Origin of the sequence: Microtetraspora malaysiensis, assembly GCF_001528665.1 — a bacterium.
Lineage (GTDB): Bacteria > Actinomycetota > Actinomycetes > Streptosporangiales > Streptosporangiaceae > Microtetraspora_A > Microtetraspora_A malaysiensis.
In genome coordinates this window covers 178,068-201,471 of sequence record NZ_BBYJ01000004.1, presented here as the reverse complement: position 1 = coordinate 201,471, position 23,404 = coordinate 178,068, and the positions used below count along the sequence as shown (strand labels likewise).

The 23,404-nt window shown below is 71.2% G+C and carries 22 protein-coding genes; 11 read left to right on the top strand and 11 right to left on the bottom strand.

The annotated features are described in order from the left end of the window. Positions 1-154 precede the first annotated feature (154 nt). From AWQ71_RS00960 to nucS, 5 genes are all read right to left on the bottom strand, one after another. Complete coding sequence (locus tag AWQ71_RS00960; RefSeq protein WP_067124997.1) at positions 155-772, bottom strand: response regulator; 618 nt, start codon at positions 770-772, stop codon at positions 155-157. After that, positions 769-2,118, bottom strand: coding sequence for a sensor histidine kinase (locus AWQ71_RS00955; protein WP_067124994.1), 1,350 nt, complete (start codon positions 2,116-2,118; stop codon positions 769-771). The genes AWQ71_RS00960 and AWQ71_RS00955 overlap by 4 nt, the downstream gene beginning before the upstream one ends. Then, a complete protein-coding gene (locus AWQ71_RS00950; protein ID WP_067124991.1) occupies positions 2,115-2,966 on the bottom strand; it encodes an ABC transporter permease in 852 nt (283 codons plus the stop codon). Before AWQ71_RS00950 ends, AWQ71_RS00955 begins: the two co-directional genes overlap by 4 nt. Next, positions 2,959-3,792 carry an ABC transporter ATP-binding protein gene (locus AWQ71_RS00945; RefSeq protein ID WP_084258279.1) on the bottom strand — a complete coding sequence of 278 codons (834 nt, stop codon included), beginning with the start codon at positions 3,790-3,792 and terminating at the stop codon, positions 2,959-2,961. Before AWQ71_RS00945 ends, AWQ71_RS00950 begins: the two co-directional genes overlap by 8 nt. Positions 3,793-3,877: 85 nt before the next feature. After that, positions 3,878-4,540: an endonuclease NucS gene (gene nucS / locus AWQ71_RS00940; RefSeq protein ID WP_067124985.1), complete on the bottom strand. Its 663-nt coding sequence runs from the start codon at positions 4,538-4,540 to the stop codon at positions 3,878-3,880. Between the two features lie 68 nt (positions 4,541-4,608). On the opposite strand from nucS, the gene AWQ71_RS00935 reads away from it, so the two are divergent. The 5 genes from AWQ71_RS00935 (at position 4,609) to AWQ71_RS00915 (ending at position 9,043) form a co-directional block, all read left to right on the top strand. Further along, complete coding sequence (locus tag AWQ71_RS00935) at positions 4,609-6,117, top strand: 3-hydroxyacyl-CoA dehydrogenase family protein (RefSeq protein ID WP_067124982.1); 1,509 nt, start codon at positions 4,609-4,611, stop codon at positions 6,115-6,117. Between the two features lie 113 nt (positions 6,118-6,230). After that, positions 6,231-6,584, top strand: coding sequence for an Rv1322 family protein (locus tag AWQ71_RS00930; RefSeq protein ID WP_218001591.1), 354 nt, complete (start codon positions 6,231-6,233; stop codon positions 6,582-6,584). 62 nt (positions 6,585-6,646) lie between these two features. Then, positions 6,647-7,357 carry an alpha/beta hydrolase gene (locus AWQ71_RS00925; protein ID WP_067124979.1) on the top strand — a complete coding sequence of 237 codons (711 nt, stop codon included), beginning with the start codon at positions 6,647-6,649 and terminating at the stop codon, positions 7,355-7,357. Between the two features lie 58 nt (positions 7,358-7,415). Further along, positions 7,416-8,201 (top strand): SDR family NAD(P)-dependent oxidoreductase, encoded by a 786-nt coding sequence (locus AWQ71_RS00920; protein ID WP_067124977.1) that lies wholly within the window; start codon positions 7,416-7,418, stop codon positions 8,199-8,201. Between the two features lie 71 nt (positions 8,202-8,272). Beyond that, positions 8,273-9,043, top strand: coding sequence for an alpha/beta fold hydrolase (locus AWQ71_RS00915; RefSeq protein ID WP_067124973.1), 771 nt, complete (start codon positions 8,273-8,275; stop codon positions 9,041-9,043). Positions 9,044-9,200: 157 nt separating this feature from the next. Here AWQ71_RS00915 and AWQ71_RS00910 read toward each other — a convergent pair whose 3' ends face one another. Beyond that, positions 9,201-10,169 carry a GlxA family transcriptional regulator gene (locus AWQ71_RS00910; RefSeq protein ID WP_067124970.1) on the bottom strand — a complete coding sequence of 323 codons (969 nt, stop codon included), beginning with the start codon at positions 10,167-10,169 and terminating at the stop codon, positions 9,201-9,203. 100 nt (positions 10,170-10,269) lie between these two features. Here AWQ71_RS00910 and AWQ71_RS00905 point away from each other — a divergent pair, with 100 nt between their 5' ends. Both AWQ71_RS00905 and AWQ71_RS00900 read left to right on the top strand, forming a co-directional pair. Then, complete coding sequence (locus tag AWQ71_RS00905) at positions 10,270-10,854, top strand: hypothetical protein (protein WP_084258275.1); 585 nt, start codon at positions 10,270-10,272, stop codon at positions 10,852-10,854. A 335-nt stretch (positions 10,855-11,189) separates the two neighbouring features. Further along, a complete protein-coding gene (locus AWQ71_RS00900) occupies positions 11,190-12,173 on the top strand; it encodes a winged helix-turn-helix transcriptional regulator (protein ID WP_169806492.1) in 984 nt (327 codons plus the stop codon). 76 nt (positions 12,174-12,249) lie between these two features. Here the strand turns inward: AWQ71_RS00900 and AWQ71_RS00895 are convergent, their stop codons facing one another. Together AWQ71_RS00895 and mce are read right to left on the bottom strand one after the other, a co-directional pair. Continuing rightward, positions 12,250-13,542, bottom strand: coding sequence for a DivIVA domain-containing protein (locus tag AWQ71_RS00895; RefSeq protein WP_067124964.1), 1,293 nt, complete (start codon positions 13,540-13,542; stop codon positions 12,250-12,252). Positions 13,543-13,730: 188 nt separating this feature from the next. Further along, positions 13,731-14,153 (bottom strand): methylmalonyl-CoA epimerase, encoded by a 423-nt coding sequence (mce, locus tag AWQ71_RS00890; protein ID WP_067124961.1) that lies wholly within the window; start codon positions 14,151-14,153, stop codon positions 13,731-13,733. 143 nt (positions 14,154-14,296) lie between these two features. Here mce and AWQ71_RS00885 point away from each other — a divergent pair, with 143 nt between their 5' ends. Both AWQ71_RS00885 and meaB read left to right on the top strand, forming a co-directional pair. Continuing rightward, on the top strand, positions 14,297-15,490 hold the full coding sequence (locus tag AWQ71_RS00885; protein ID WP_218001590.1) for an acetyl-CoA C-acetyltransferase: 1,194 nt from the start codon (positions 14,297-14,299) through the stop codon (positions 15,488-15,490). A gap of 161 nt (positions 15,491-15,651) precedes the next feature. Further along, the gene (meaB, locus tag AWQ71_RS00880; RefSeq protein ID WP_067124958.1) at positions 15,652-16,629 is read left to right on the top strand and encodes a methylmalonyl Co-A mutase-associated GTPase MeaB; all 978 of its coding nucleotides are present in this window, start codon (positions 15,652-15,654) and stop codon (positions 16,627-16,629) included. A 16-nt stretch (positions 16,630-16,645) separates the two neighbouring features. On the opposite strand, the gene AWQ71_RS00875 is transcribed toward meaB, so the two are convergent. Further along, positions 16,646-17,335 (bottom strand): DUF4230 domain-containing protein, encoded by a 690-nt coding sequence (locus AWQ71_RS00875; RefSeq protein WP_245658049.1) that lies wholly within the window; start codon positions 17,333-17,335, stop codon positions 16,646-16,648. Between the two features lie 65 nt (positions 17,336-17,400). After that, on the bottom strand, positions 17,401-18,768 hold the full coding sequence (locus AWQ71_RS00870) for a hypothetical protein (RefSeq protein ID WP_157570121.1): 1,368 nt from the start codon (positions 18,766-18,768) through the stop codon (positions 17,401-17,403). Positions 18,769-19,111: 343 nt separating this feature from the next. On the opposite strand from AWQ71_RS00870, the gene AWQ71_RS00865 reads away from it, so the two are divergent. Continuing rightward, a complete protein-coding gene (locus tag AWQ71_RS00865; protein WP_067126017.1) occupies positions 19,112-19,618 on the top strand; it encodes a MarR family winged helix-turn-helix transcriptional regulator in 507 nt (168 codons plus the stop codon). A 100-nt stretch (positions 19,619-19,718) separates the two neighbouring features. Here the strand turns inward: AWQ71_RS00865 and AWQ71_RS00860 are convergent, their stop codons facing one another. Further along, complete coding sequence (locus tag AWQ71_RS00860) at positions 19,719-21,437, bottom strand: S8 family serine peptidase (protein ID WP_245658048.1); 1,719 nt, start codon at positions 21,435-21,437, stop codon at positions 19,719-19,721. A gap of 180 nt (positions 21,438-21,617) precedes the next feature. Between AWQ71_RS00860 and icmA the strand changes: the two genes are divergently transcribed. Beyond that, positions 21,618-23,291, top strand: a complete 1,674-nt coding sequence (icmA, locus tag AWQ71_RS00855) for a coenzyme B12-dependent isobutyryl-CoA mutase large subunit (protein ID WP_067124949.1) — start codon at positions 21,618-21,620, stop codon at positions 23,289-23,291. The last annotated feature ends 113 nt before the right edge of the window (positions 23,292-23,404 follow it).

Genomic DNA, 23,404 nt, shown 5'->3' with positions numbered 1-23,404 from the left:
AGAAGCAACCATTATGGACGCAAGATCCTTTATGCGAAAGTATCTATAAATTAGCGCTTTCGGCCGCCCGAAAGGAAGGTCATTTACTTGACAAGCTGGTCAATTCACCCTTGTATTCGATCTTGATTCATCCTTTTACGGGGCGTAACGACGGTCAGATGAGGCCGCGGCCGAGCGCGGTGGTGACGGCCGCGGTGCGGTCGGAGACGCCGAGCTTGGCGAAGACGCGGAGCAGGTGGGTCTTCACCGTCGCCTCGCTGATGAACAGCTCGGTCCCGATCTCCGCGTTCGTCAGCCCCCGGGCGACGAGCGAGAGCACCTGCGCCTCGCGCGGCGACAGGGACTCCGCGACGGGCGCGCGCATGCGCGTGACGAGCTTCGTGGCGACGGACGGGGCCAGCACGGTCTCTCCCCGCACCGCCGACTCGACCGCGCCGAGCAGGTCGGCGCGAGAGATGTCCTTGAGCAGGTAGCCGGCCGCGCCCGCCTCGACCGCCCGCACGATGTCCTGGTCGGTCTCGTACGTCGTCAGCACGATCACCCGGCTCTCCGGGCGTTCCGCCAGGATCAGCCTGGTCGCGTCGACCCCGTCGCCCGACGGCATCCGCAGGTCCATGAGGATGACGTCCGGCCGCAGATCACGGGCGCGTACGACGGCCTCCTCGCCGGAGCCGGCCTCCCCGACCACGTCCACGCCCGGGGCGGACTCCAACATGCCGCGCAGGCCCTGGCGTACGACGGGGTGGTCATCCACGATCATCAGGCGGATCACGGAACGTCACTCTCCTTCTCGGGAATCGGCGGCGGCGCCGGCTCGGGCAGGGTGACGGTCAGCGTCGTCCCCGATCTGGTCGCCGTGCGTCTCGCCGGTCCTCTCGCTGGGCCGGTCACCGTGTCGGTCATGGAGCCGGTCTTCGGGGGCGTCGTCCCCGAACCGGTCACGTTCAACGCACCGCCCTCCTGCTCGACGCGGCTCCGCATGGCGCGCAGGCCGTACCCCGAGGTCGGGCCGGGGCCGAGCCCGCGCCCGTCGTCGCGGACCACCAGCGTCACCTCGGCCGCACCGTACACGAGGCGAACCTGAACGGCCGACGCGGCGGCGTGCTTGCGGACGTTGGCCAGGGCCTCCTGCGCCGCCCGGACCAGCACCACCTCGCTGTTGGCGGGCAGCGCGCGCGAGATGCCCTCGACCGCGAAGGACGCCTGGATGCCCAACTCCTCGCCCAGCCGGGTGGTGAGTCGCCGCAGCGCCTCGTCCAGGGTGGACCCGTCCAGCGGGACCGGGCCGAGCGCCGCGACGAGGGCGCGCGCCTCCGCCAGGTTCTCCCTGGCGGTCTGTACGGCCAGCGCCAGATGCCGTGACCCCGGCGCCGCCCCCGGCTGCGACTCCGCGGCCTGGATGAGCATGATGATGCTGGTGAATCCCTGGGCGAGGGTGTCGTGGATCTCCCGGGCCAGCCGTTCGCGCTCGGTCAGCGCGCCGCGCTCGGCGGACAGGCGGGCGACCTCGGCGCGGCTGGCGGACAGCTCCTCGATGAGCCGCGCGCGTTCGGTGCTCTCGGTGATGATGCGGCTGATCCACGACCCGAGGACGCCGGCGAACGCGACGCCGATCAGGACGATGCAGACGAACCCGAGCTTCGCGGCGGTGCCGTACGCCGCCAGGAACATGCCCACGGGGCCGATGTTCAGCGCCAGCAGCACCGCGACGGCCCGCCGGTCGCGCAGAAGCATGAACACCTGCGGGCAGAGCGCGAACAGCCCGATGGCCGCCGACGTCGTGATGATCGTGGCCGGGACGAAGGTCGCGATCATCACGCCCACATAGAGCAGGCCGCGGCGGTCGCGGGCGCCGCGTTCCCCGATCGCCGGGCGGCCGAGGAGCAGGTACCCGGCCGTGCAGCAGCCGAGCAGCGCGAGCGCGACCGCCCTGGTGACCGCGGTCAGGTCGTCGTCCGCGAACACGAGCGCGACCGTGACCGCCAGCACCAGGGCGTAGAGCAGCTCCCAGCCGTGGAACGCCTTCCACGCGTGGCCGGCGCCGGGCGGGCCGTCCTCACAAGGGACGGCGATGCCCTCGGCGGAGAAGCGCCGGTCCCGGCGCCGGAACGCGCTCATCCGTCGCGACGGCCCTTCCAGCGGAAGGTCGTCAGGCACAGCACCAGACCCCCGATCACCCAGGCGGCGAGGATCAGGGCCACTCGGTCCAGTTCGTACGACTTCGTCAGCTCAAGCGAGGCGCCGTCGGCTCCGAGGAACACCGCGCGGAACCCCTGGCACATCCACTTCAGCGGGAACACCGAGGCGATGTTGATCAGCCACTCGGGCATCTGGGTGAACGGGATGAAGACCCCCGAGATGAACTGCAGCACCACGAACGGCATGCTGATGACCGCGGCGGCGCTCTTCGCCGAGCGGGGCAGGCTGCTCACCGCAGTGCCCAGCAGCGCCGCGCCGGTGACCCCGAGCAGGAACACCCAGGCGAAGGTCACCCAGCTCGACACCTGGCTGGGCAGGTCCAGGTCGTACATCAGGACCCCGATGGCCAGCAGGATCACGACCTCCAGGAACGCGATCACCAGCACGTTGATGATTTTGCCGATGAAGTAGGCGCTGCGCGGCATGGGCGTTCCGGCCAGCCGCTTCAGCGTGCCGTCGTCGCGGTCGCCCGCGATGCCGATGCCGAGGCTCTGGAAGCCGGCGCCCATCACACCGGCCCCGATCAGCCCGGCGGTGTAGAGCTGCGACACGGTGACCCCGGACCCCTCCAGGGGGCCGGCGAAGATCGACCCGAACAGCATGAGCAGGATGATCGGGAAGGAGAAGGTGAACACGACGGCGTCCTTCTCACGGAAGAACATCTTCGTCTCCACCGCTCCGCGGGACAGGCCGAGCTTCAGGGCGGAGGGCATCGCGCGCGTGGCGGCCGTACGGCTGGGGGCGGTGCCGGTGGCGGTGTCAGTCACGGGGGGCCTCGATCAGCTTCAGATAGATGTCTTCGAGCGTGGGGCGGTGAACAGCGAGGCCGGGGACCTCTCCGTCGTAGCGGCGGCTCAGCTCCACGATCGTCTTGGTCGGCGTGCTCGTCTCGACCGATCCCTCTTCCCAGGTCACGACGGCCTTCGCGGTGTCCCGGCCGCCCAGCGTCGCGGGCTCGCCCTCCGCGACGATCCGGCCGCCCGCGATGACCGCGACCCGGTCCGCCAGTGCCTCGGCCTCGTCCAGATAGTGGGTGGTCAGCACGATCGTGCTGCCCGTTTGCGCCAGTCCCTCGATCAGCTCCCAGAACTGCCGCCGGGCCTCGGGGTCGAAACCGGTGGTGGGCTCGTCCAGGAAGATCAGCTCCGGGTTGCCCAGGATGCCGAGGGCGACGTCCACTCGCCGCCGCTGCCCGCCGGAGAGCTGGCGGACCCGCTTGTTCGCCTTGTCGGAGAGTCCCACGGCGGCGATCACCTCGTCGGGGTCCCTCGGGTTCGGGTAGTAGCCCGCGAAGTGGCGCACCGTCTCGAGCACGCTCAGCTCGGCGGCGTCGTTCGCGGTCTGCAGGACGATGCCGATGCGGGAGCGCCACTCCCGGGTCGGCCGGCCCGGGTCGACGCCGAGCACCGAGATCTCGCCCGCGTCCCGCTTGCGGTACCCCTCAAGGATCTCCACGGTCGTCGACTTGCCCGCCCCGTTGGGACCGAGGAAGGCGAAGACCTCGCCCCTCCTGATGTCGAGGTCGATGCCCTTGACCGCCTGGACGTCGCCGTACCGCTTGGTCAGCCCGCGGACCTCAATAGCGTTTTTCACGCCCCCAAGGATCTACCGGCGCTTTACGTCAGAACACCCCTGGTCGACTGAATCCTGATGTCCACCGTTCGGTGGACACCGGACGTCAGAAGAGTGTGGGATTCTCCGGCTCGATGCCGCGCAGCGCGTCGTAGTCGAGGGTGACGCAGTCGATGCCACGGTCGGTGGCCAGCACGCGGGCCTGGGGCTTGATCTCCTGCGCCGCGAAGATGCCCTTGACCGGGGCGAGCAGCGGGTCGCGGTTGAGCAGCTCCAGATAGCGGGTCAGCTGCTCGACGCCGTCGATCTCGCCGCGGCGCTTGATCTCCACCGCCACAGTGCCGCCGCGGTGGTCGCGGCAGAGGATGTCCACCGGGCCGATGGCCGTCATGTACTCGCGGCGGACCAGCGTCCAGCCGTCGCCCAGCGTGGTGATGTGCTCGGCGAGCAGCTCCTGCAGGTGCGCCTCGACGCCGTCCTTCTGGAGCCCCGGATCGACGCCCAGCTCGTGGCTGGAGTCGTGCAGCACCTCCTCGATGGTGAGGATGAGCTTCTCGCCGGTCTTGCCGTGGGTCACCGTCCAGGTGCCGTCGTCCTCGCGCAGCTTGCACGGAGGGTTCATCCAGTTGAGCGGCTTGAACGCCCGATCGTCCGCGTGGATGGAGACGCTGTTGTCCGCCTTGATCAAGATGAGGCGGGGCGCCATGGGCAGATGGGCCGTCAGCCTCCCCACGTAATCCACGCTGCACCGCGCGATGACCAGCCGCATAGCGGCCAACCCTACCGGTCGCGCCGCCTGCCCTCTGCCGGATCGGCCCCCTCTGCGAGACTGACCCCATGGCGCAGACGTTTGAGACTGTCGGTGTGGTGGGACTCGGCACCATGGGTGCGGGGATCGCCGAGGTCTTCGCCCGGTCGGGCCGTCGGGTGATCGGGGTCGAGGCCGACGACGCGGCCCTGGAGCGCGGTCGCGGCCACCTGGAGCGCTCGACCGGCAGGGCCGTCGCGAAGGGCAAGCTCACCGAGGACGCGCGGCGCGAGATCCTCGGCCGGGTCTCCCTGACCACCTCCCGTGCGGACCTGGCCGACGCCGACCTGGTGATCGAGGCGATCCCGGAGATCATGGAGTTCAAGCGCGTCCTGTTCGCCGACCTGGACCGCGTCTGCAAGCCGTCGGCGGTGCTCGCCACCAACACCTCGTCGCTGTCGGTCACGGCGATCGCCGCCGGCACGTCCCGGCCCGGACGGGTGATCGGGATGCACTTCTTCAACCCCGCCCCGGTGATGAAGCTGGTCGAGGTGATCCACACCGTGGTCACCGACGACGGTCTCGCCGACGACATCGCCGCGCTCGCCCGGAGCCTCGGCAAGACCCCGATCACGGCCGGCGACCGCGCCGGCTTCGTGGTCAACCGGCTGCTGCTCGGCTATCTCAACCACGCCTGCGTCCTGCTGGAGGCGGGCGTCGCCGGCCGCGACGACATCGACGCCGCCATGAAGCTGGGCGTCGGGCTGCCGATGGGGCCGTTCACGCTGCTCGACCTGATCGGCCTGGACACCTCCTACGAGGTGTGCGAGGTCCTGTTCCGTGAGACCCGCGACCGGCGGCACGCGCCCGCGCCCGTGCTGCGCGAACTGGTCACCGCGGGGCTCCTCGGCCGCAAGACCGGCCGCGGCTTCCACTCCTACGGCGAAGCCGCCCCCGCCACACCCGAGGCCCGCCAGGCGGCCTCCGTGTCCACGGTCGGGATCGTCGGCGGCGGGCCAGAGGCGGAGACGCTCGCCACGGCCGTCGAGCGCGCCGGGTTCAAGCCCGTGGTCGCCGAAAGCGCCGACCTGACCCCGGTCGGCGACGCCGACGTGGTCCTCGCCCTGTCCGACCGCCCCGTCGTCGAGCTCGCCGTACGGCTGCCGCACCCCGAGCGGCTGGCCGGGCTGCACCTCGTCGGCGACGGCGTGGCCGAGGTCGCCTCCACCGTGCTGACCTCGCCGGAGACCACCGCGGCCGTACACGACCTGGTGCGGATCCTCGATCGCACCCCGGTGATGTGCGGAGACCGGGCCGAGTTCGTCGTCAACGCCCTGCTGTACGCGTATCTCAACGACGCGGTCCGCATGCTGGAGTCGGGGTACGCCTCCGCGGGCGACATCGACACCGGGATGCGGCTCGGCTGCGGATATCCGGCGGGGCCGCTGGAGATGCTCGACGCCATCGGCCTGGAGGCGGTCAGGGACGGGCTGCGCGCCCTTTACGCGGAGTACCGCGAGCCGGCGTTCGCCCCCGTGCCGCTGCTCGACCAGCTCGTCACGGCCGGCGTGCGCAGCATCCGGGAATACGCCGGCTGACCACTCGTTCTGACTGACATGACCCCCGTCGCGCCTTTCCTGCCCCCTGCCCTGCCGTACCCTTCCGTCCGTACGCGTCCCGAGTGGGCCGCGCGCGTCCGCGAGGAGGCCCGGTGAGCCCGCGCCGCGCCCGCCGTTCTGACGGCTCCTCGCGCCGCTCACGGCGTCCCGGGAACGGCGGACGCGGAGGAGACGGGGCCGACGACGAGGGCCTGGGCTTCGCCGGGCGGTTCGGCATCGGCCAGGTCGAGGAATGGCCCGACGGCGAGTGGCAGGTGCGGCGCATCGTCGGCGGGGCGGCGGACAAGATCTACCGCTGCCCCGGTTGCGACCAGGAGATCAGGATCGGACTCGCGCACCTCGTCTCCTGGCCCAACTGGACCGGCGGCGAGAACGAGCGGCGCCACTGGCACACCGCCTGCTGGCGCAACCGGGTCAAGCGCGGCCCCGGCCGCACCCGCTACTGACGGCCGCGGCCATCGGCGGGTTTTCACCAGCTCTTCAGAGGAACTGTGCAGGAGGTTTGGCGATGGTGGCGGAGATCCGGGCGTCGACGGTGCTGCCCGCGCGGCGGGAGGACATCGAGCTGCACACGGCCGACGGGCTGACGCTGGTCGGTGAGATCGCGCTGCCCGAGGACCGGCCCCCCGCGGCCACAATGGTCTGCCTGCATCCGCTGCCGACCCACGGCGGCATGATGGACAGCCACGTGCTGCGCAAGGCGTCGTACCGGCTGCCCGCGCTGGCCGACCTCGCGGTGCTGCGCTTCAACACCCGGGGCACCACCTCGGACCGGGGGACGTCCGAGGGCGCCTTCGGCCATGGTCAGGACGAGCGGTTCGACGTGGCGGCGGCCCTGGAGTACGCCGAGTTCCACGACCTGCCCCGCCCGTGGCTCGTCGGATGGTCGTTCGGCACCGAGCTGGCGCTGAAGTGGGGCCGGGACCCGCTCGTCGAGGGCGCGATCCTGCTCTCGCCGCCGCTCCACCGCGCGACGGACGCCGACCTGGACGCCTGGGCGGAGTTCGGCCGGCCCCTGGTCGCGCTGGTGCCGGAACACGACGACTATCTGCGGCCCGACGAGGCGCGTACGCGGTTCGCCCGGGTGCCGCAGGTCGAGGTGGTCGGCGTCGAGGGCGCCAAGCACCTGTGGGTGGGCGAGCCGTACGTGCGGATCGTGCTCGACGAGATCGTCAAGCGGGTGAATCCGGCCGCGGGCCCCCTGCCCACCCAGGTCTGACATCCGGGCCGGATGCCATCGTGGGTGCCGAAGCGGTATAAACAGGAACAGTAGAGCTATGTTCTGTTCCAGTGGAGGCACCGTGCAGGCGTTCGATCTCTCGGGCAAGAAGGCGTTCGTCACAGGGGCGTCCCGCGGCATCGGCAGGGCCATCGCCCTCACGCTCGCCGAGGCGGGCGCGGACGTCGCGCTCGTCTCCCGATCCGCCGAGAGCCTCGCCCAGGTGGCCAAGGAGATCGAGGACCACGGGCGCGCGGCCCACGTGATCCCCTGCGACGTGACCGACCGCGACGCCGTGGCGGGCGCCGTCCAGGCCGCGATCGAGGCGCTCGGCCACGTGGACGTCGTCGTCAACAACGCCGGAGGGTCGAGCTTCCTCGCCGAGTTCAAGGACCTGCGGCTGACCGGCTGGGACAAGACCATGCGGCTCAACCTGGACTCGGCGATGGCCGTCCTGCACGCGTTCGCCCCGCACCTGCTGGAGCGCGGCGGCGGGTCCGTCATCAACGTCGCCTCCGTCGCCGCCAAGGGCGCCCCCTTCCTCGCGCCGTACGGGGCGGCGAAGGCGGGGCTGGTCGCTCTCACCAAGACCCTCGCGGTCGAATGGGCGTCCCGGGGCGTACGGGTGAACGCGTTGTGCCCGGGCTGGACGGCGACCGAGCTCAACCGCAACCTGTGGGAGGACGAGAACGCGAGCAAGGCCACCATCAGCGGCGTCCCGATGGGCCGCTGGGGGACCGCCGAGGAGATGGCCCAGCCCGCGCTGTTCCTCGCCAGCCCGGCGTCCGCGTACATGACCGGCCAGGTGCTCTTCGTCGACGGCGGCCAGACCGCGTTGTCCTGACCGCTCGCGCACTCGACGTGACAGCGTGGGCCGGCAGGCCATGGACGGCGATCGCGGGTTACGTTGGCCAGATGCGGCTCTACTCGCGATCAGCCGGTTCCGGGACGCCCGTGGTCCTGCTCCACGCCTTCCCGTTCTCCTCGGCGATGTGGCAGGCGCAGCGTGAGGGGCTGGCGCGCGCCTGCACGGTGATCACTCCAGACCTGCGCGGCTTCGGCGGCTCACCCCTCGGAGACGACGCGCCCTCGCTCGACGTCATGGCCGACGACGTGGCGCGGCTCCTCGACCGCGAGGGGATCGAGCGCGCCGTGGTCGGCGGCCAGTCCATGGGCGGGTACGTCACGATGGCCTTCTGCCGTCGCCACGCCGACCGCCTGCTCGGCGTGATCCTCGCCGACACCAAGGCGGCGGCCGATCCCGCACCCGCGAGGGAGAACCGCGAGCGGATCGCCGCGGCGGTCCTCCGGGACGGTCCGGCCATCCTCGTGGACGAGGTCCTGCCGCCGCAGCTCGGCGCCACGACCGCGCGGCGCAGGCCCATGGTGTCCGGCCGGGTACGCGGCCTCGTCCAGTCCGCGCCGCCTCCGGCCGTGGCGTGGGCGCAGCGCGCCATGGCGGCCCGCCCGGACTCCTTCGACACGCTCCGCGCCCTGACGGCGCCCGCGCTGGTCATCGTGGGCGACGAGGACGAGCTGTCCCCGCGGGCCGACGCGGAGGCGATGGCCGAGGCCGTGCCCGACGGCAGGCTCGCCGTCATCCCCGAGGCGGGCCATCTGTCCGCGATGGAGAATCCCGAGGCGTTCAACCACGCCGTCGCCGACTTCGTCCGCTCCCTGCCCTGAACCCGGGCATGGCGAAGGGCACGGTGTGAAGCACGCTCCGCGGTTCCAGGCGCCCTGGCCCTGCTGGAGGAGGCCGCGGATCCCCGCGACACCGGGTGGGGAGAGCGGAGGCCGACGTGGGAGTCGGCCGGTTCGGTGCCCTCGCGGAAGCGGCGTCTCAGCCGTGGGTCGCGTTGGCGGCGCGGTGCCGCGAGGGGGTCGTTCCGTACCGGCTGACGAACGCCTGGCGGAGCGCCTCGGCCGTGCCGAACCCGCACCGGGCCGCCACGCGGGCGACAGGTAGGGCGGTCGTGGCCAGCAGGTGGGCGGCCGCCTCGGTCCGGGCCAGGCGGACGAAGCGGCCGGGTGACTGGCCGAGGTGGGTGAGGAAGAGCCGGGTGAGGTGCCGCACGCTGACGCCGGCGATCGAGGCGAGCGTGGCGGTGGTGAGGTCCGCGTCGAGGTTCGCGGTCACGTGCCCGACGACTCGCCTGACCACGTCGTGCTCGGCGGGTGACGCTGCGGTGAACATGCTGATCTGGGCTTGGTTGCCCGGCCGCTGGAGGTAGGTCACCAGGGCCCGGGCCACCTGCCGGGCCGGCCCCGCTCCGTGGTCCTCCTCAATGAACGCGGTCATCAGGTCGAGGGCGCTGGTCACGCCGGCGGCGGTGGAGATCGCACCGTCCCGAATGTAGATCGGATCGGCGTCCACGGTGACGGCGGGGTGGTGGGCGGCGAGCTGCCGGGCGAACTGCCAGTGAGTGGTCGCCCGCTTGCCGTCGAGCAGTCCCGCCGCGGCGAGCACGCTCGCCCCCGTACACACGGAGGCCACCCGGCGGCTCTCCCGCGCCAGCCGGCGTACGTTGCCGACGATCACCGGGTCCTCGGCGGCGCGCGTGTGGCCCCATCCGCCGGACACGATCAACGTGTCGATCGGGCCGATGGTCCGCTGCAGCGAGCCCTGGCTGTGCAGGGTCAGCCCCGACTGGCGCGCGATCGGCCGCCCACCCGGGCTGACCACCGAAATCCGGTACGGCGGGCGCACCGAGCCGACCCGGTTGGCCATCTCCAGGCTGGTCGTGATGCAGGCGATGTCGAGCAATTCGGCGCCCTCATAACCGACCACGACAACCCGCCGCTCTGCCATCTCTGGATGGTAGGTCTGATCGGGTAGGCATCCCAAGTTTTCGGACATACTTTCCACGGGCGCTCGGCAGGGAAGTGGCTGGCCGGACAGGCTCGGGGCCATGACGCACCCGATGCTTGATGACCGCAGGCCCGCTGTACGCCGGTCGGCTCCGCTGCCCCGCATCGTGAGGGCGCTGGTGCGCCGGTGGCCGACATGGCTGGGAATCGCCTGCGCGTTCCTCTTCCATGTCGACGATGGGCGAGCAGCCGGCGTCTTCGTGTTCGTCGCCGCGCTCGCCTATCTGACGACAGCGGTTCTGGACCGGCCTCGTTCCGCCTGGTTGACAGTGCTCGGGCTGACCGTCGTGGCGGTGGTCAGCCAGGTGCTGGGCGTCGGCTACGCCGTTGTGCTGGGCCCCGCCGCGCTCGTCATCGCCGTGATCGGCCTGGTCCGGGGGCAGCTACGCAGGCCGGGGCTCTGCGCACTACAGGCGCCGGCCATGCTGGTCTTCGGCGCCGTCGTACTGGCCGCCGTGCACGCCGGTTGGGCGCTGGGGAGCGCCGTGATGGCCGCCGCTCTGATCGCGCACGGGATCTGGGACATCTTCCACTTGCGCGCGAATCGGATCGTCTCTCGGTCCATGGCGGAATGGTGCGCGATACTCGACCTCCTGCTGGGCGTCGGCATCCTGGTCCTGCTGTGAATGACGACGCGGTCGTCGGTGGGAGAGCCCGGCCGGGAGAAGCGCTGGAGCCGCGAGCACGTTTCCGGCCGGACCGCACATCCCGGTTGAGGGCATGCGGGGCAAGCCCGTTGAGCGAAGCGGGGGCGCCGGACGGCGGCGGGTCTGGAGCGCCGGTGTGGCGATGAGCGAGGGGCGGACGCGGCCGACGGGGTCACCGTCCAGGCCTGCGTCCCCTCCCTCTGCTTTCCTCCCTCAAGGAGCTCGCGGAGGCAATACTCCGCGTTGGCTCCATGCCGCTACCTTTGCAGTGCGACACCACGATTGTGATACAAACATGTGACCTGATCCGGCCAATGACCGGAACATGCCACGGAGGTGCCACGTTGTGGGACGCCATCGGCCTGGACATCCTCGAAGAACGGATCTACCGCCTGCTGCTCCGTGACCCCCGCTGCTCCGTCGAGGAGTGCGCGCGGCGGCTGGAGGCATCGCCTGACGCGGTCCGCGCCTCGGTGGACCGGCTCATGGAGCTCGGCCTGTTGGAGTCGGCCGAACGGCGCGGCCTGCGCGCGGCCGACCCGAGGATCGGCCTCGGCGGGGCGATCCGCCGCCGCCGCGCCGAGCTCGACCGGCTCAGTCTGGTGGCCGACGAGCTGGCCGCCGACTTCCAGGAGGGGCTGCTGCGCGCCGACCCGGAACGGGTGATCGAGGTGGTCGAGGGCAGCGCCGCCGCGAGCCGCCGGGTGGGGGAGCTGCTGGCCGGCGCGTCCAAGGAGGTGCTCGCGCTGGACGCCCCGCCGTACGCCGCCTCCTCGGGGACGTCGATCAGCGCCGAGGAGGCGGCGCTGGCGCGCGGCGTGCGCTGTCGCGCGATCTACTCCTCCGCCGTGCTGGATCTGCCCGCCAAGCTCGACGAGATCCGGCAGATGATGAGCCTGGGCGAGCAGTCGCGGGTCCACGCCAACCTGCCGATCAAGCTGGTCCTGGTCGACGGTGTGACCGCCCTGCTGCCGCTCACCGGCAACGAGGAGGGCGTCCACTTCACCTCCGTCGTCGTACGGCACAGCGCTCTCACGGACGCCCTCGTCGCCCTGTTCGAGACGCTGTGGCGCGAGGCGGCGCCCCTGGCGGGGGCCCCGTCCGTGCCGGCTCTGGACGCGGTGGACCGGCAGATCCTGGAGCTGCTCGGGGTGGGGATGAAGGACGAGGCGATCCTGCGGCACCTCGGCATCTCCGAGCGGACGCTGCGGCGCCGGATCGCCTCGCTGCTCGGCCGCCTCGGCGCCACCGGCCGTTTCCAGGCGGGCGTCCAGGCCGCCCGCCGCGGCTGGATCTAGGGCCCGGCGGAGGTGATCCGCCGGGCCCTGCTCATGGTGTCGTCATAGCCGTCGACTGCCCCGTTAGCGCCGGTTGTTACTCCTGCCACCACTCGGCGTCGTCGTCGGCCTTGCCGTTGCTCTCGACGGGCTTGGCGACCGAGACCGGCTTGTCCGCGCTCGGCGCGGCGGACAGCGCGGGCTTGGCCGGGGCGGCCGCGACCGGCGCCGGCTCGGCGTCCATGCCCGGCAGCGGGGCGCCGCCGAGGAGCTGCCGAAGCTGGGCGAGGTGGCTGGTGATGCTGTCGCGCTGGCGGGTCAGCTCGTCGACCTGGCGCTGCATGGAGGTGCGGGTGCGCTCGGCCTCGTTCTTGGCGTCGGTCACGATCGACTCGGCGCTGGCCTTGGAGTCGGCCACGAGCTGGTCGGCGTTCTTCCGCGCGTTGGCGAGGAGCTGCTTGGCGTGCGAGTCGGCCTCGCGCCGGGTCTGCTCGGCCTGCTGGGTGGCCTTGCTGGCCCGCTGCTCGGCCGTCGCGGCGCGCTGCTCCGCCTCGGCGACGAGCTTCTGCGTGTTGGCCTGGGCGGTGGCGTGGCGCTCGGCCTCCTGCCGCTCGGCCTCCTCGCGCCGGGAGGCGAGCTGGATCTCGAACTCCGCCTCCTCCTGGGCCCGCTTGGCCTCGGACTCCTCAAGGACGCGCTGCGCCTGGGCGCGCATCTCGTCGGCCTGGCGCTTGGCGGTGGTGAGCACCTCGTCGCGCTCGCGCTTGGTGGAGGCCCGGAGCTGGGCGACCTCGCGCTCGGTGGTGGTGCGGAGCTTGGCGATCTCCCGCTCGGCGTCCGCCCGCTTCTCCGCGACCTCGTGGTCGGCGGTGGCCCGGACCTTCGCGACCTCGCGCTCAGTGGTCGAGGTCAGCTCGTCGGCCTCGCGCTTGGCGGTCGCGCGGATCTCCTCGGCGTCGCGCTCGGCCGTGCTGCGCATGTCCTCGGCCTCGCGGGCGGCGAGGGCGCGCTTCTCGGCGGCCTCGTTCTCGGCGGCGGCGCGCATGTCGGCGGCGTCCACCTTGGCCTGCGCCTTGATCTCGTTGGCCTCCGACCTGGCGGCCTGGACGAGCTCGGTGGCCTGTTCCTCGGCAAGACGAAGCAGCTGCTCAATGCGGGCGCCGAGACCGGAATAGGTCGGACGCTCCTGCTCCTGCAACTGACGCTGCGAGTCAGAAAGCTCCCGCTGGAGCCCGCTCACCTGTTCACGCGCCTGACGCAGTTCTGTGTCGAGCGTCTTCAAGTGGTCGTGGACCTGGTGCCGGTCATAGCCGCGGAGCACCACGTCGAATTCCCGAGAAGGGGCGTCTTCAAAGAAATTGTTGAGTTGGGCGTCGATGTCGGACTGCATGAGGCTCGATCCTGGGTTGTCGAGACGGCTACACGGGCCGGACGGGGGGTTCGGACAGCCGAGGGGGGAGTCCATCACGGGTCCTCGTCCGGTGATACGCCAGCGTACTCCGGTACTGCCGCGTTGGCCGCCCCCTCAGGCTTTATGTGCGACTTGTTACGTGTGAACCTTTCTTGCGTTCAGAGGGGTCAATGCCGCGCTGTCTCGACCAGCTCCGTCAGGACTCCTCCCACGTCTTTCGGGTGAAGAAACGCGATTGAGGCGCCCATTGAACCGTGCCGCGGACGCTCGTCGATGAGTTTTATGCCCTTTGCGGCGATATCCTGTAGAGCTTGCGTGACATCGGCCACTCCATAGCCAATGTGATGCATGCCCTCGCCGCGCTTCGCCAGGAACTTGCCGACGGCGGTGTCGGGGTGGAGCGGTTCCAGCAACTGCACGTACGACGCTCCGCTCGGCGCGTCGGCGACGTGCAGCATCGCCTCCCGTACGCCCTGCTCCTCGTTCACCTCTCGGCTCACGACGGTGAGCCCGAAGGTCGTCTCGTAGAACTCGATCTTCTCTTCGAGGTTGTGGCAGGCGATGCCCACGTGGTCGATCCTGAGCAGCATTTCCTCACTCCTCCGCGTCTGCGGTCCGCGCTCTCGCCACTTTGCCAGGCCCGGGAGATGTGGGCGACCACCATGGCGATCACTCGGACACTCCTGGGTATCGTGACATCGTCGCCCAGATTCCGTGATGGAGGCCCCATCCCATGTCCGGTTCCGTGATCGTCGCAGGAGCTCGTACGCCCATCGGGCGGTTGCTCGGTTCGCTCGCCGGCCTGTCCGCCGTCGACCTCGGCGGCGTCGCCATCAAGGCGGCGCTTGAGCGTGCAGGCGTCGCCCCCTCAGACGTGCAGTATGTGATCATGGGGCAGGTGCTCCAGGCGGGCGCGGGGCAGATCCCGTCCCGGCAGGCCGCCGTGAGGGCGGGCATCCCCATGACCGTCCCGTCGCTGACGATCAACAAGGTGTGTCTGTCCGGGCTCGACGCCATCGCGCTGGCCGACCAGCTCATCCGGGCCGGCGAGTTCGACGTCGTCGTCGCCGGCGGCATGGAGTCCATGACCAACGCGCCGCACCTGCTGCCCGGCCTGCGCAAGGGCGTCAAGTACGGCCCGGCCGGCGTCGTCGACTCCATGGCCCTCGACGGGCTCACCGACGCGTTCGACCAGCTCGCCATGGGAGAGTCCACCGAGCGGCACAACGCCAGGTTCGGCATCACCCGCGAGGAGCAGGACGAGTTCTCCGCCCGCTCGCACCAGCTCGCGGCCAAGGCCACCAAGACCGGCGTCTTCGACGACGAGATCGTGCCGGTCACCCTGCCGGGCCGCAAGGGCGGCGAGCCGATCGTGTTCTCGGCCGACGAGGGCATCCGCGGCGACACCACGGCCGAGACGCTCGCCGGGCTGCGGCCCGCCTTCGCCAAGGACGGCACCATCACGGCGGCCTCCGCCTCCCAGATCTCCGACGGCGCCGTCGCGGTCGTCGTCATGTCCCGGGCGAAGGCCGAGGAGCTCGGCCTGGAGTGGCTGGCCGAGATCGGCGCGCACGGCAACGTCGCCGGTCCGGACAACTCGCTGCAGTCCCAGCCCGCCAACGCGATCAAGCACGCGCTGGCCAAGGAGGGCATCACCGCCGACGACCTCGACCTCGTCGAGATCAACGAGGCGTTCGCCCAGGTCGTGCTCCAGTCCGTCAAGGAGCTCGACGTCCCGCAGGACAAGGTCAACGTCAACGGCGGCGGCATCGCCCTCGGCCACCCGATCGGCGCGTCGGGCGCGCGGATCGTGCTGACGCTCGCCCACGAGCTGAGGCGGCGCGGCGGCGGCGTGGGCGCGGCCGGCCTGTGCGGAGGCGGCGGCCAGGGCGACGCCCTGATCGTCCGGGTGCCCTCCCGCGACTGATCCGCGGCCTCTCCACCGCCCATTCCGCGGCCTTTCCCCGTCTTTCCGCCGCCTCTTCGTGTCCGCCCCGCGGCCCGGCGCGCGCCGTACGCGCCGCCGGGCCGGCCTGAGATCGCGTGTCTAGGCTTGAACCGCGGGCGGCGAGCGATGCGGAGGTTGCCATGGACGTCGGGACGCTCGTGGCGGACGCGCGGCGCGGGCGGCCGCGGGCGGTCGCCCGGCTGATCACGCTGGTCGAGAACGCCGCCGCGGCCCCGGGCGGCGACGAGCGGCTGCGCGAGGTGATGGCGGCGTTCGCCACCGCGACCGGCCCCGAGGGCGGCCGCGGGCCGTACGGCGCGCGCGTGATCGGGCTGACCGGCTCTCCGGGCGTGGGGAAGTCGACCTCGACCGGCGTGCTCATCCGGGCGTTCCGCAGGCGCGGCCGGCGGGTGGGCGTTCTGGCCGTGGACCCGTCCAGCCCGTTCACCGGCGGCGCGCTGCTCGGCGACCGGGTGCGGATGCAGGAGCACGCGACCGACCCCGAGGTCTTCATCCGGAGCATGGCGAGCCGCGGCCACCTCGGCGGGCTCGCCTGGGCCACCCCGCAGGCCCTGCGGGTGCTGGACGCGGCCGGGTGCGACGTGATCCTGGTCGAGACCGTCGGCGTCGGCCAGGCCGAGGTGGACGTGGCCCGGCTGGCCGACACCACCGTCGTCCTGCTCGCGCCGGGGATGGGCGACGGCATCCAGGCGGCCAAGGCCGGCATTCTCGAGGTCGCCGACGTGTTCGTCGTCAACAAGGCCGACCGCGACGGCGCCCAGGCCCTGGTCCGCGAGCTGCGGAACACGGTCGCGCCCCTGCGCGGGCCGTGGCGGCCGCCGATCGTCTCCACTGTGGCGTCGAAGGGCGAGGGGGCCGACGACCTGATCGCCGCGCTCGACAAGCACACCGCGTACCTCGATGAGTCGGGGGAGCTGCGCCGCCGCCGGCTGGCCCGCGCGCGGGACGAGATCGAGACCATCGCGCTGGCGCGGCTGCGCGCCCGGTTCGCGGCCGAGGGCCGCGAACGGCGGCTCGACCGCCTCGCGGAACGCCTGGTGGCGGCCGAGACCGACCCCTACACCGCCGCCGACGAGCTGCTCGCCGACCTCGGCTGAGCCGTCCGGCGGGCGGTCAGGGTTCGGAGGAGTACTGGATCACGACGTCGGTGAAGCCGAGCGTCGTCAGCATGCCCTCCAGCATCGACCGGGTGTTCTGGTCGGCCCGCGCGCGCAGGTCGCTGGACGTGGCCGCTTCGGCGATCTTCTTCTCGGCCAGTACGTACAGCTCCTGCTGGTTCTGCGGCGAGGACGAGAGGAAGTCCGACACGCGGTCGAGCAGGCCGCGCTGCTGGGCGAACACGTACGACCGCCCGTTGTCCAGGTTGGGCTTCTCCAGCTGGGCGTGCGGGAGCCGTACGGTGACGGAGGTGCGGTCGGGGGAGACGGTGATGGCGTCCTTGGCGAGCGCGCCGAAGTCCACGTAGGCGTCGACGTTCCCCGCGCCCACGAAGAGGGTCCTGGTGCCCTTGATGGCGTCGGGCAGGAAGGCGGCGTCCTTCTCCAGATCGACGACGACCTGGAAGTTCCCGGTGGCTGCCTCGAACCGGCTCAGGTTGTGGATCGACCGCAGCAGCACGGGGCCGCTGCGGTCGAAGGTGCGCTCGCCGAACGGGTCGAGCCAGGAGAAGGCGAGCCGCGCGCCGACGACGAGGATCAGCACGACGAAGAGGAACCCGGCCAGCCACCGCCAGCCGCGCCGGGAGCGCCGGATCGGGGGTTCTGGGACCGGCGAGCCCTCGGGGGCTTGAGTCTGGCGGTTCACGGAGGGAATCTTCCCGAGATCGGCCCGAGTCTCACCTTCGCGCGGCATGTCGCGATCCGCCGGGTTCAGCGGACGCGGGAGGGCCGCCGGGCCGTCTCGCCCGCCCCGGGAGTGGGGGGCTCGTGGCGCGACGGGGCGGTGTCCTCGTGCTCGTACGGGGGGTTCATGGGGTAGCTGGGAGCGGCGGGGGGCTCCCGCCGGACGTCTCCGCCGAAGTAGCGGCTCTGCAGCCGGCAGGTGGCGAAGTCCGTGAAGAACATCCGCAGCCAGTCGCGGCGCTGCGTCTCGGTCAGCCGGGCGAACCAGGCGGCGGCGCGCCGGTGCTCGGGCAGCGGACCCGAGGGCAGCGGCTCGTCGCGCAGCCAGGCGACGACGATCGCGCGATATCCGCCGGCCGGGGAGCCGGGGCACGGCCGGGCCAGCCCTTCGACGAACTCGGACGCCGCCCGGTCCGCGTACCCGGCGTCGAGGTCGTCGACGTGGATGGGCACGATGCCCTTGCCGACTTCCTCCGTGTCGGAGCGCGACCGCTGCTCCACCCGGTTGAACGCGGCGGGAGTGCCGGCCAGGCGGGCCGCGATCGTGGTGAACGTGCTGCCCAGATCGCCGAGCCCGCCGCGCATCCCCGGATGCACGCACACGACGATCGGCCACTCCTGGCAGGTGTAGGCGATGTTCTCGCTGGCCGCGACCTCATGCGGCTCGCCCAGCAGCCGGGCCACCCCCGTGCCCGCGGCGAGCAGCGCGATCAGCGCGGCGGCCAGCGCGAGCGTCTGCCGGGTGATCAGTGCCGCCCATCCCAGCAGGATCGCGGTGGTGATGCCGACCAGCCACAGGGCCTGGTCGGTGAACGCCGCCGCCGGCATCATCCGCAGCGCGTCGTACGGGTCGTGCACCGCCGGCGCCAGCCGGTCGGCCCAGGGCGCGCCGCCGGCGAGCCACGTGAACAGCGCGTACGTGCCGAAGCCGGCGGCCAGCGGCGCGACGGCGACCGGGGCCACCCAGCCGACCACCCAGCCCGCGACCACATAAAGGGAGAGACCGGCGGCCCCCATGGCGACCCCGCCGGGAAGCGGGCCGTCGCCCTCCCCGGTGATCAGGGCGCGGACGGCGAGCACGGTCATGGTGGCGCCGAAGGCGCCCACCACGACCATGAGGATCGCGAGCGGCGGCCGTACCGCCTGCCACGTCGTGAGCGCGCGCAGGCGGTCGGCGCGGCGGCGGCGCGCCGCGACCCACGCGGCGAAGGCCGCGGCGACCGGACCGGTCAGCCGGAGCGACCCGATGACCGCGACCACGATGTTGTCCCAATCCATGACGCCTGGAATGAGGACGCTCCACGCGCTGACGAGCCCAAGCACGAGCAGCACGGCCAGAAGCACGACCGCGCCCTGCTTGAGTTCCTCGCGTGAAACGCCTCTTCGGCTATCCACGGCCGGGCGCGGCCCCCGGCCACGCCCAGGACCGTGCGCGGCGCAACGTCCGCGCCGTCACCTGCTTGTTGACCATCGAACAAACCCCCCGTGCGGGTGGGCGGCGGCGCGGACCGCGCCGGTCCCCGTGGCGCTGGTCGCAGGGCGCGCCCGCCGTCGCCTGCCGACTAGCAGACTTGGCTCGCGTTGCCCTCCGGGTTTGCCGCCGCCTCACCTTTTGACGTGGCAACCATAACGGAGCGTGATGTTTGACGCCGGAGTTCTGGGGTCAAGGAATCAATTTGGTTACACAGCGTACGCAGCGCAAACGGGACTAAGGTCGCGCTAACGTATCGCTGTGTTCATCTCGAAGCCGCTCAACCTCCCGTTCGACCCCATTGAAAGGGCCGCCGAGAGCTGGCGAGCGAACTTCGGGCCGTCCTCCGCGATGGCCGCCGTAACTTCGATCATGAGAGCCCACCAGATACTCCTGGCGCAACTGGACGCGCTGCTCAAGCCGTACGATTTGACCTTTGCGCGCTACGAGGCGCTGGTGCTGCTCACGTTCAGCAAGGCGGGCTCGCTGCCGCTCTCCAAGATCGGCGAACGGCTCATGGTGCATCCGACGAGCGTGACCAACACGGTGGACCGCCTGGAGCGGGCCGGGCTCGTGCGCCGGATGCGCAACCCGCGCGACGGGCGCGGCGTGCTCGCCGAGATCACCGACCGGGGCCGCGACGTCGTACGGCTCGCCACCGCCGATCTGATGGCCGCCGACTTCGGCCTCGCGATGTACGGCGAGAAGGAACTGGGCGAGATGTTCGACCTGCTGCGGACGCTCAGGGTCGCCGCCGGGGACTTCGCCGACTGAGACCCAGCCGGGGCCGGACGGCCTCCCGGCGGCCCGGCCCCGACGCCCCGACGCGCCGGCGGACCGTGCGGTCCGCCGGCGGTCACAAGAGGGGCGCGGCCTATCGGCGGACGGCGTTCAGGGCGTCGACGATGCCCTTGCCGTAGAAGCCGTTGCCGCCCGTACCGCCCTCGCACGTGTGCGTGTCGGTCACGGTCGAGCCGGACGGCAGGTGCCGCGTGTAGGTGAACGCCGCCGGGCTCGGGCAGGCCATGGGCGTGGCCGTGTCCAGCAGGATCCGCTCCACGGCGGCGGGGTCCATGGCCAGACGGGCCGGGCGCCGAGGGTCGTGCTTGCCGTACTTGCTGATGATCAGAGCGGCGACGCCGACGGCGCGCGGCGAGGCCATCGACGTGCCCTGGAGGTACTGGTAGTAGCCGCAGGTGGAGCCCTTGCAGTCCTTCACCACGTAGGGGACGGTCGGCTCGCCGTTCTCGTCGATCTCGCCGTTGGCGACGGCGAGCGCCTTCGGGTACGCGGCGAGGGTCGCCTTGCTGATGTCGCGCGTGTCGTCGGGCGTGTCGTACACGTCGCCGCCGGGAGCGGCGATGTGGACGAAGCCGTTGCCGTAGTTGGAGAAGTACGCCTTCCGCTTGCTGACGCCGGTCGACGAGACCGAGATCACGTGGTTGCCCTGGCCGGGCATCGACTTGCAGCCGGCCGGCGTGATCGTGCGGGGATACGGCGCCCGGCCGGGCACGCTCGCGAAGTCCGGGCTGGTCGTGTCGACGTTGGTCTTGGTGTAGTCCATCGCCTCGTTGCCCGCCGCGCTGATCAGGGTCACGCCCCTGTTGTGCGCGTAGTCGAGCGCCCGCTGGGTCGCCTTGATGACGGTGGCCTGCTCGAGCTGGTTCTCGGGGGAGTCGGCCGGGTTGTCCACGCAGTTGAACAGCCACGGGTCGACGTAGTAGCTCATGTTCACCACGTTGATGCCGATGTCACCCGCGTAGGTGAGTGCGTCCACGGTCGGCTGCAGGAAGAAGTAGCCGGAGTCCTGGCCGGCCCGGATGTTCACGATCGTGACATTGGGGGCCACGCCCGAGACGCCGAGCTTGTTGATCGGGGACGCGATCGACGACGCGACGTGCGTGCCGTGGCCGTCGTCGTCCACGTCCACGGGGTCGACGCAGGACGCCACCTCGCAGGGGCCGTCCACCTCGTTGCCGTCGGCGTCCGTGGGGATGTCGACGGTGAAGTTGCGGCTCAGCGCCTTGCTGAAGTTGGGGGCGATGTCCGGGTGGGTGCCGTCCACTCCGGTGTCGATGATGCCGACGAGCACCCGCTTGTCGCCGCGCTCGTACTTGTGCGCCTCGTTCGCGTGGATCTGGTCGAGGTCCCACTGCAGATCGCTGAGCGGCTCGTTCGTGGGCTTCTTGCCCCTCTTGGCGTGTGCCGCGTCGGCCCTGCCCTCCTTCTCGACCGCCTTGGACCGGATGGCCCTGACCACGCCCGCCTGGAGCTTGGCGGTCTTGGGCGCGACGCCGACGGCGCGGTTGCGCGCCACCCCTTCGATCGCGGAATCGTCCCTGATCGCGGCGACGAATCCGCTGTTGGTCGTGGTGACCGTCGCCACGCCGACCGCCTCGTTGACCTTGACGATGGAACCGCCCGCGGCCTCGATCGCCTTCTGGGCGTCGGCCGCGTTCGCGCCTTCCTTGTAAAGGACGACGTACTCGGTCTGCGCGGCCGGCTCGGCCGTGGTGCGCACCGCCTGAGCCGGCGACGCCAGCGTGGCCGCGGCGAGTGCCGCGGCCGCGGCGACGACAATGACGCGCTTCACATCCACCTCCATGGGGACATCAACCATGCGCGTCTCATATTTCGGTAACGACGGCCCCTGTCATAGATCCGTGTTGCATTGCGGCCAAGGTGTGATCTTTGGTGCTGCGGTTACCCGAGTGGTGGTGCTATGGCGGGATTTAGTAGGACGTCCTAGTATTTTTCTGATGGGGGTGGGCACATGAACGCGGACGAGATCGAGGCCGGACGCGCCCGCTGGCAGGCGCGGTACGACGCGGCGATGGCACGCGGCCCCCGGAAGGAGCACCGGACGCTGTCCGGGCTGGAGGTGGCGCCCGTCTACGGGCCGGAGGGCGACGACCCCAGATACGAGCGCATCGGCTGGCCGGGGGAGTACCCCTACACCCGAGGCCTGTACGCCACCGGATACCGGGGACGCCCCTGGACGATCCGGCAGTTCGCCGGGTTCGGCAACGCGCGCCAGACCAACGAGCGCTACAAGATGATCCTCCGCAACGGCGGGGGCGGCCTCTCCGTGGCCTTCGACATGCCGACCCTGATGGGCCGCGACTCCGACGACCCGCGCGCCCTCGGTGAGGTGGGCCACTGCGGCGTCGCCGTCGACTCCGTGTCCGACGTGGACGTGCTCTTCGACGGCATCCCACTGGGCGAGGTGACCACCTCGATGACGATCAGCGGCCCCGCCGTACCGATCTTCTGCATGTACGTGGTCGCGGCCGAGCGCCAGGGCGTCCCCGCCGCGCGGCTGAACGGGACGCTGCAGACCGACATCTTCAAGGAGTACATCGCCCAGAAGGAGTGGCTGTTCCCGCCCGAGCCCCACCTGCGGCTGATCGGCGACCTGATGGAGTACTGCGTCGCCGAGATCCCGGCGTACAAGCCGCTGTCGGTCTCCGGTTACCACATCAGGGAAGCCGGGGCCACGGCCGCACAGGAGCTGGCCTTCACGCTCGCCGACGGCTTCGGATACGTCGAGCTCGGGCTCTCACGCGGGCTCGACGTGGACGTCTTCGCCCCCGGGCTGTCGTTCTTCTTCGACGCGCACATCGACTTCTTCGAGGAGATCGCGAAGTTCCGTGCCGCGCGCCGCATCTGGGCCCGCTGGATGCGCGACGTGTACGGCGCCCGTACGGAGAAGGCCCGGTGGCTGCGGTTCCACACCCAGACGGCCGGCGTCTCGCTCACCGCCCAGCAGCCGGACAACAACATCGTCCGTACGGCGATCGAGGCGCTCGCCGCGGTCCTCGGCGGCACCAACTCGCTGCACACGAACGCGCTGGACGAGGTGCTCGCCCTGCCCTCGGAGAAGGCCGCCGAGATCGCGCTGCGCACCCAGCAGGTGATCATGGAGGAGACCGAGGTCATCAACGTCGTCGATCCGCTGGGCGGCTCGTGGTACGTGGAGGCGCTCACCGACCGCTTGGAGGCCGAAGCAGAATCCATTTTCACGAAAATTCGGGACATGGGGGGTGGCGGCGCGATGACGTCCGGCATCCTGCGCGGGATCGAGGACGGCTGGTTCACGACCGAGATCGCCGAGTCCGCCTTCGATTACCAGCGCAAGCTGGAGAAGGGCGACAAGAAGATCGTCGGCGTGAACTGCCACACGTCCACCGTCGAGCAGCCGCTGGAGATCCTGCGGATCAGCCACGAGGTCGAGCGGGAGCAGCGCCGCGCCCTCGCCGCCCGCCGCGCCGTACGCGACCAGGCTGTCGTGGACGCCGCCCTCGCCGCCCTCGTCGCCGCCGCCCGATCGGACCGGAACATGATCCCGCCCATGCTGGACGCCGTACGGGCCGAGGCCACGCTCGGCGAGATCTGCGCCGCCCTCCGGGAGGAATGGGGCACCTACTCCGAGCCCGCGCGCTTCTGACGCGGCTCCCGCCGCCCGCGCGCGCCCGCCGCGACAGAGCCGTCGCGGCCCCGTCATGGAGCCGTTCCGCGCTGGGCGGAGCCCCCGGGCGCCCCGAGGAGGCACGGTTGGCA

Bases quoted from the DNA above. Each gene is read 5' to 3' on its own strand.
- AWQ71_RS00955 (WP_067124994.1), bottom strand. From the start codon at position 2,118: ATGAGCGCGTTCCGGCGCCGGGACCGGCGCTTCTCCGCCGAGGGCATC.
- nucS (WP_067124985.1), bottom strand. From the start codon at position 4,540: ATGCGGCTGGTCATCGCGCGGTGCAGCGTGGATTACGTGGGGAGGCTG.
- AWQ71_RS00935 (WP_067124982.1), top strand. From the start codon at position 4,609: ATGGCGCAGACGTTTGAGACTGTCGGTGTGGTGGGACTCGGCACCATG.
- AWQ71_RS00925 (WP_067124979.1), top strand. From the start codon at position 6,647: ATGGTGGCGGAGATCCGGGCGTCGACGGTGCTGCCCGCGCGGCGGGAG.
- AWQ71_RS00920 (WP_067124977.1), top strand. From the start codon at position 7,416: ATGTTCTGTTCCAGTGGAGGCACCGTGCAGGCGTTCGATCTCTCGGGC.
- AWQ71_RS00915 (WP_067124973.1), top strand. From the start codon at position 8,273: ATGCGGCTCTACTCGCGATCAGCCGGTTCCGGGACGCCCGTGGTCCTG.
- AWQ71_RS00910 (WP_067124970.1), bottom strand. From the start codon at position 10,169: ATGGCAGAGCGGCGGGTTGTCGTGGTCGGTTATGAGGGCGCCGAATTG.
- AWQ71_RS00905 (WP_084258275.1), top strand. From the start codon at position 10,270: ATGACGCACCCGATGCTTGATGACCGCAGGCCCGCTGTACGCCGGTCG.
- AWQ71_RS00900 (WP_169806492.1), top strand. From the start codon at position 11,190: ATGACCGGAACATGCCACGGAGGTGCCACGTTGTGGGACGCCATCGGC.
- AWQ71_RS00895 (WP_067124964.1), bottom strand. From the start codon at position 13,542: ATGCAGTCCGACATCGACGCCCAACTCAACAATTTCTTTGAAGACGCC.
- mce (WP_067124961.1), bottom strand. From the start codon at position 14,153: ATGCTGCTCAGGATCGACCACGTGGGCATCGCCTGCCACAACCTCGAA.
- AWQ71_RS00885 (WP_218001590.1), top strand. From the start codon at position 14,297: ATGTCCGGTTCCGTGATCGTCGCAGGAGCTCGTACGCCCATCGGGCGG.
- meaB (WP_067124958.1), top strand. From the start codon at position 15,652: ATGGACGTCGGGACGCTCGTGGCGGACGCGCGGCGCGGGCGGCCGCGG.
- icmA (WP_067124949.1), top strand. From the start codon at position 21,618: ATGAACGCGGACGAGATCGAGGCCGGACGCGCCCGCTGGCAGGCGCGG.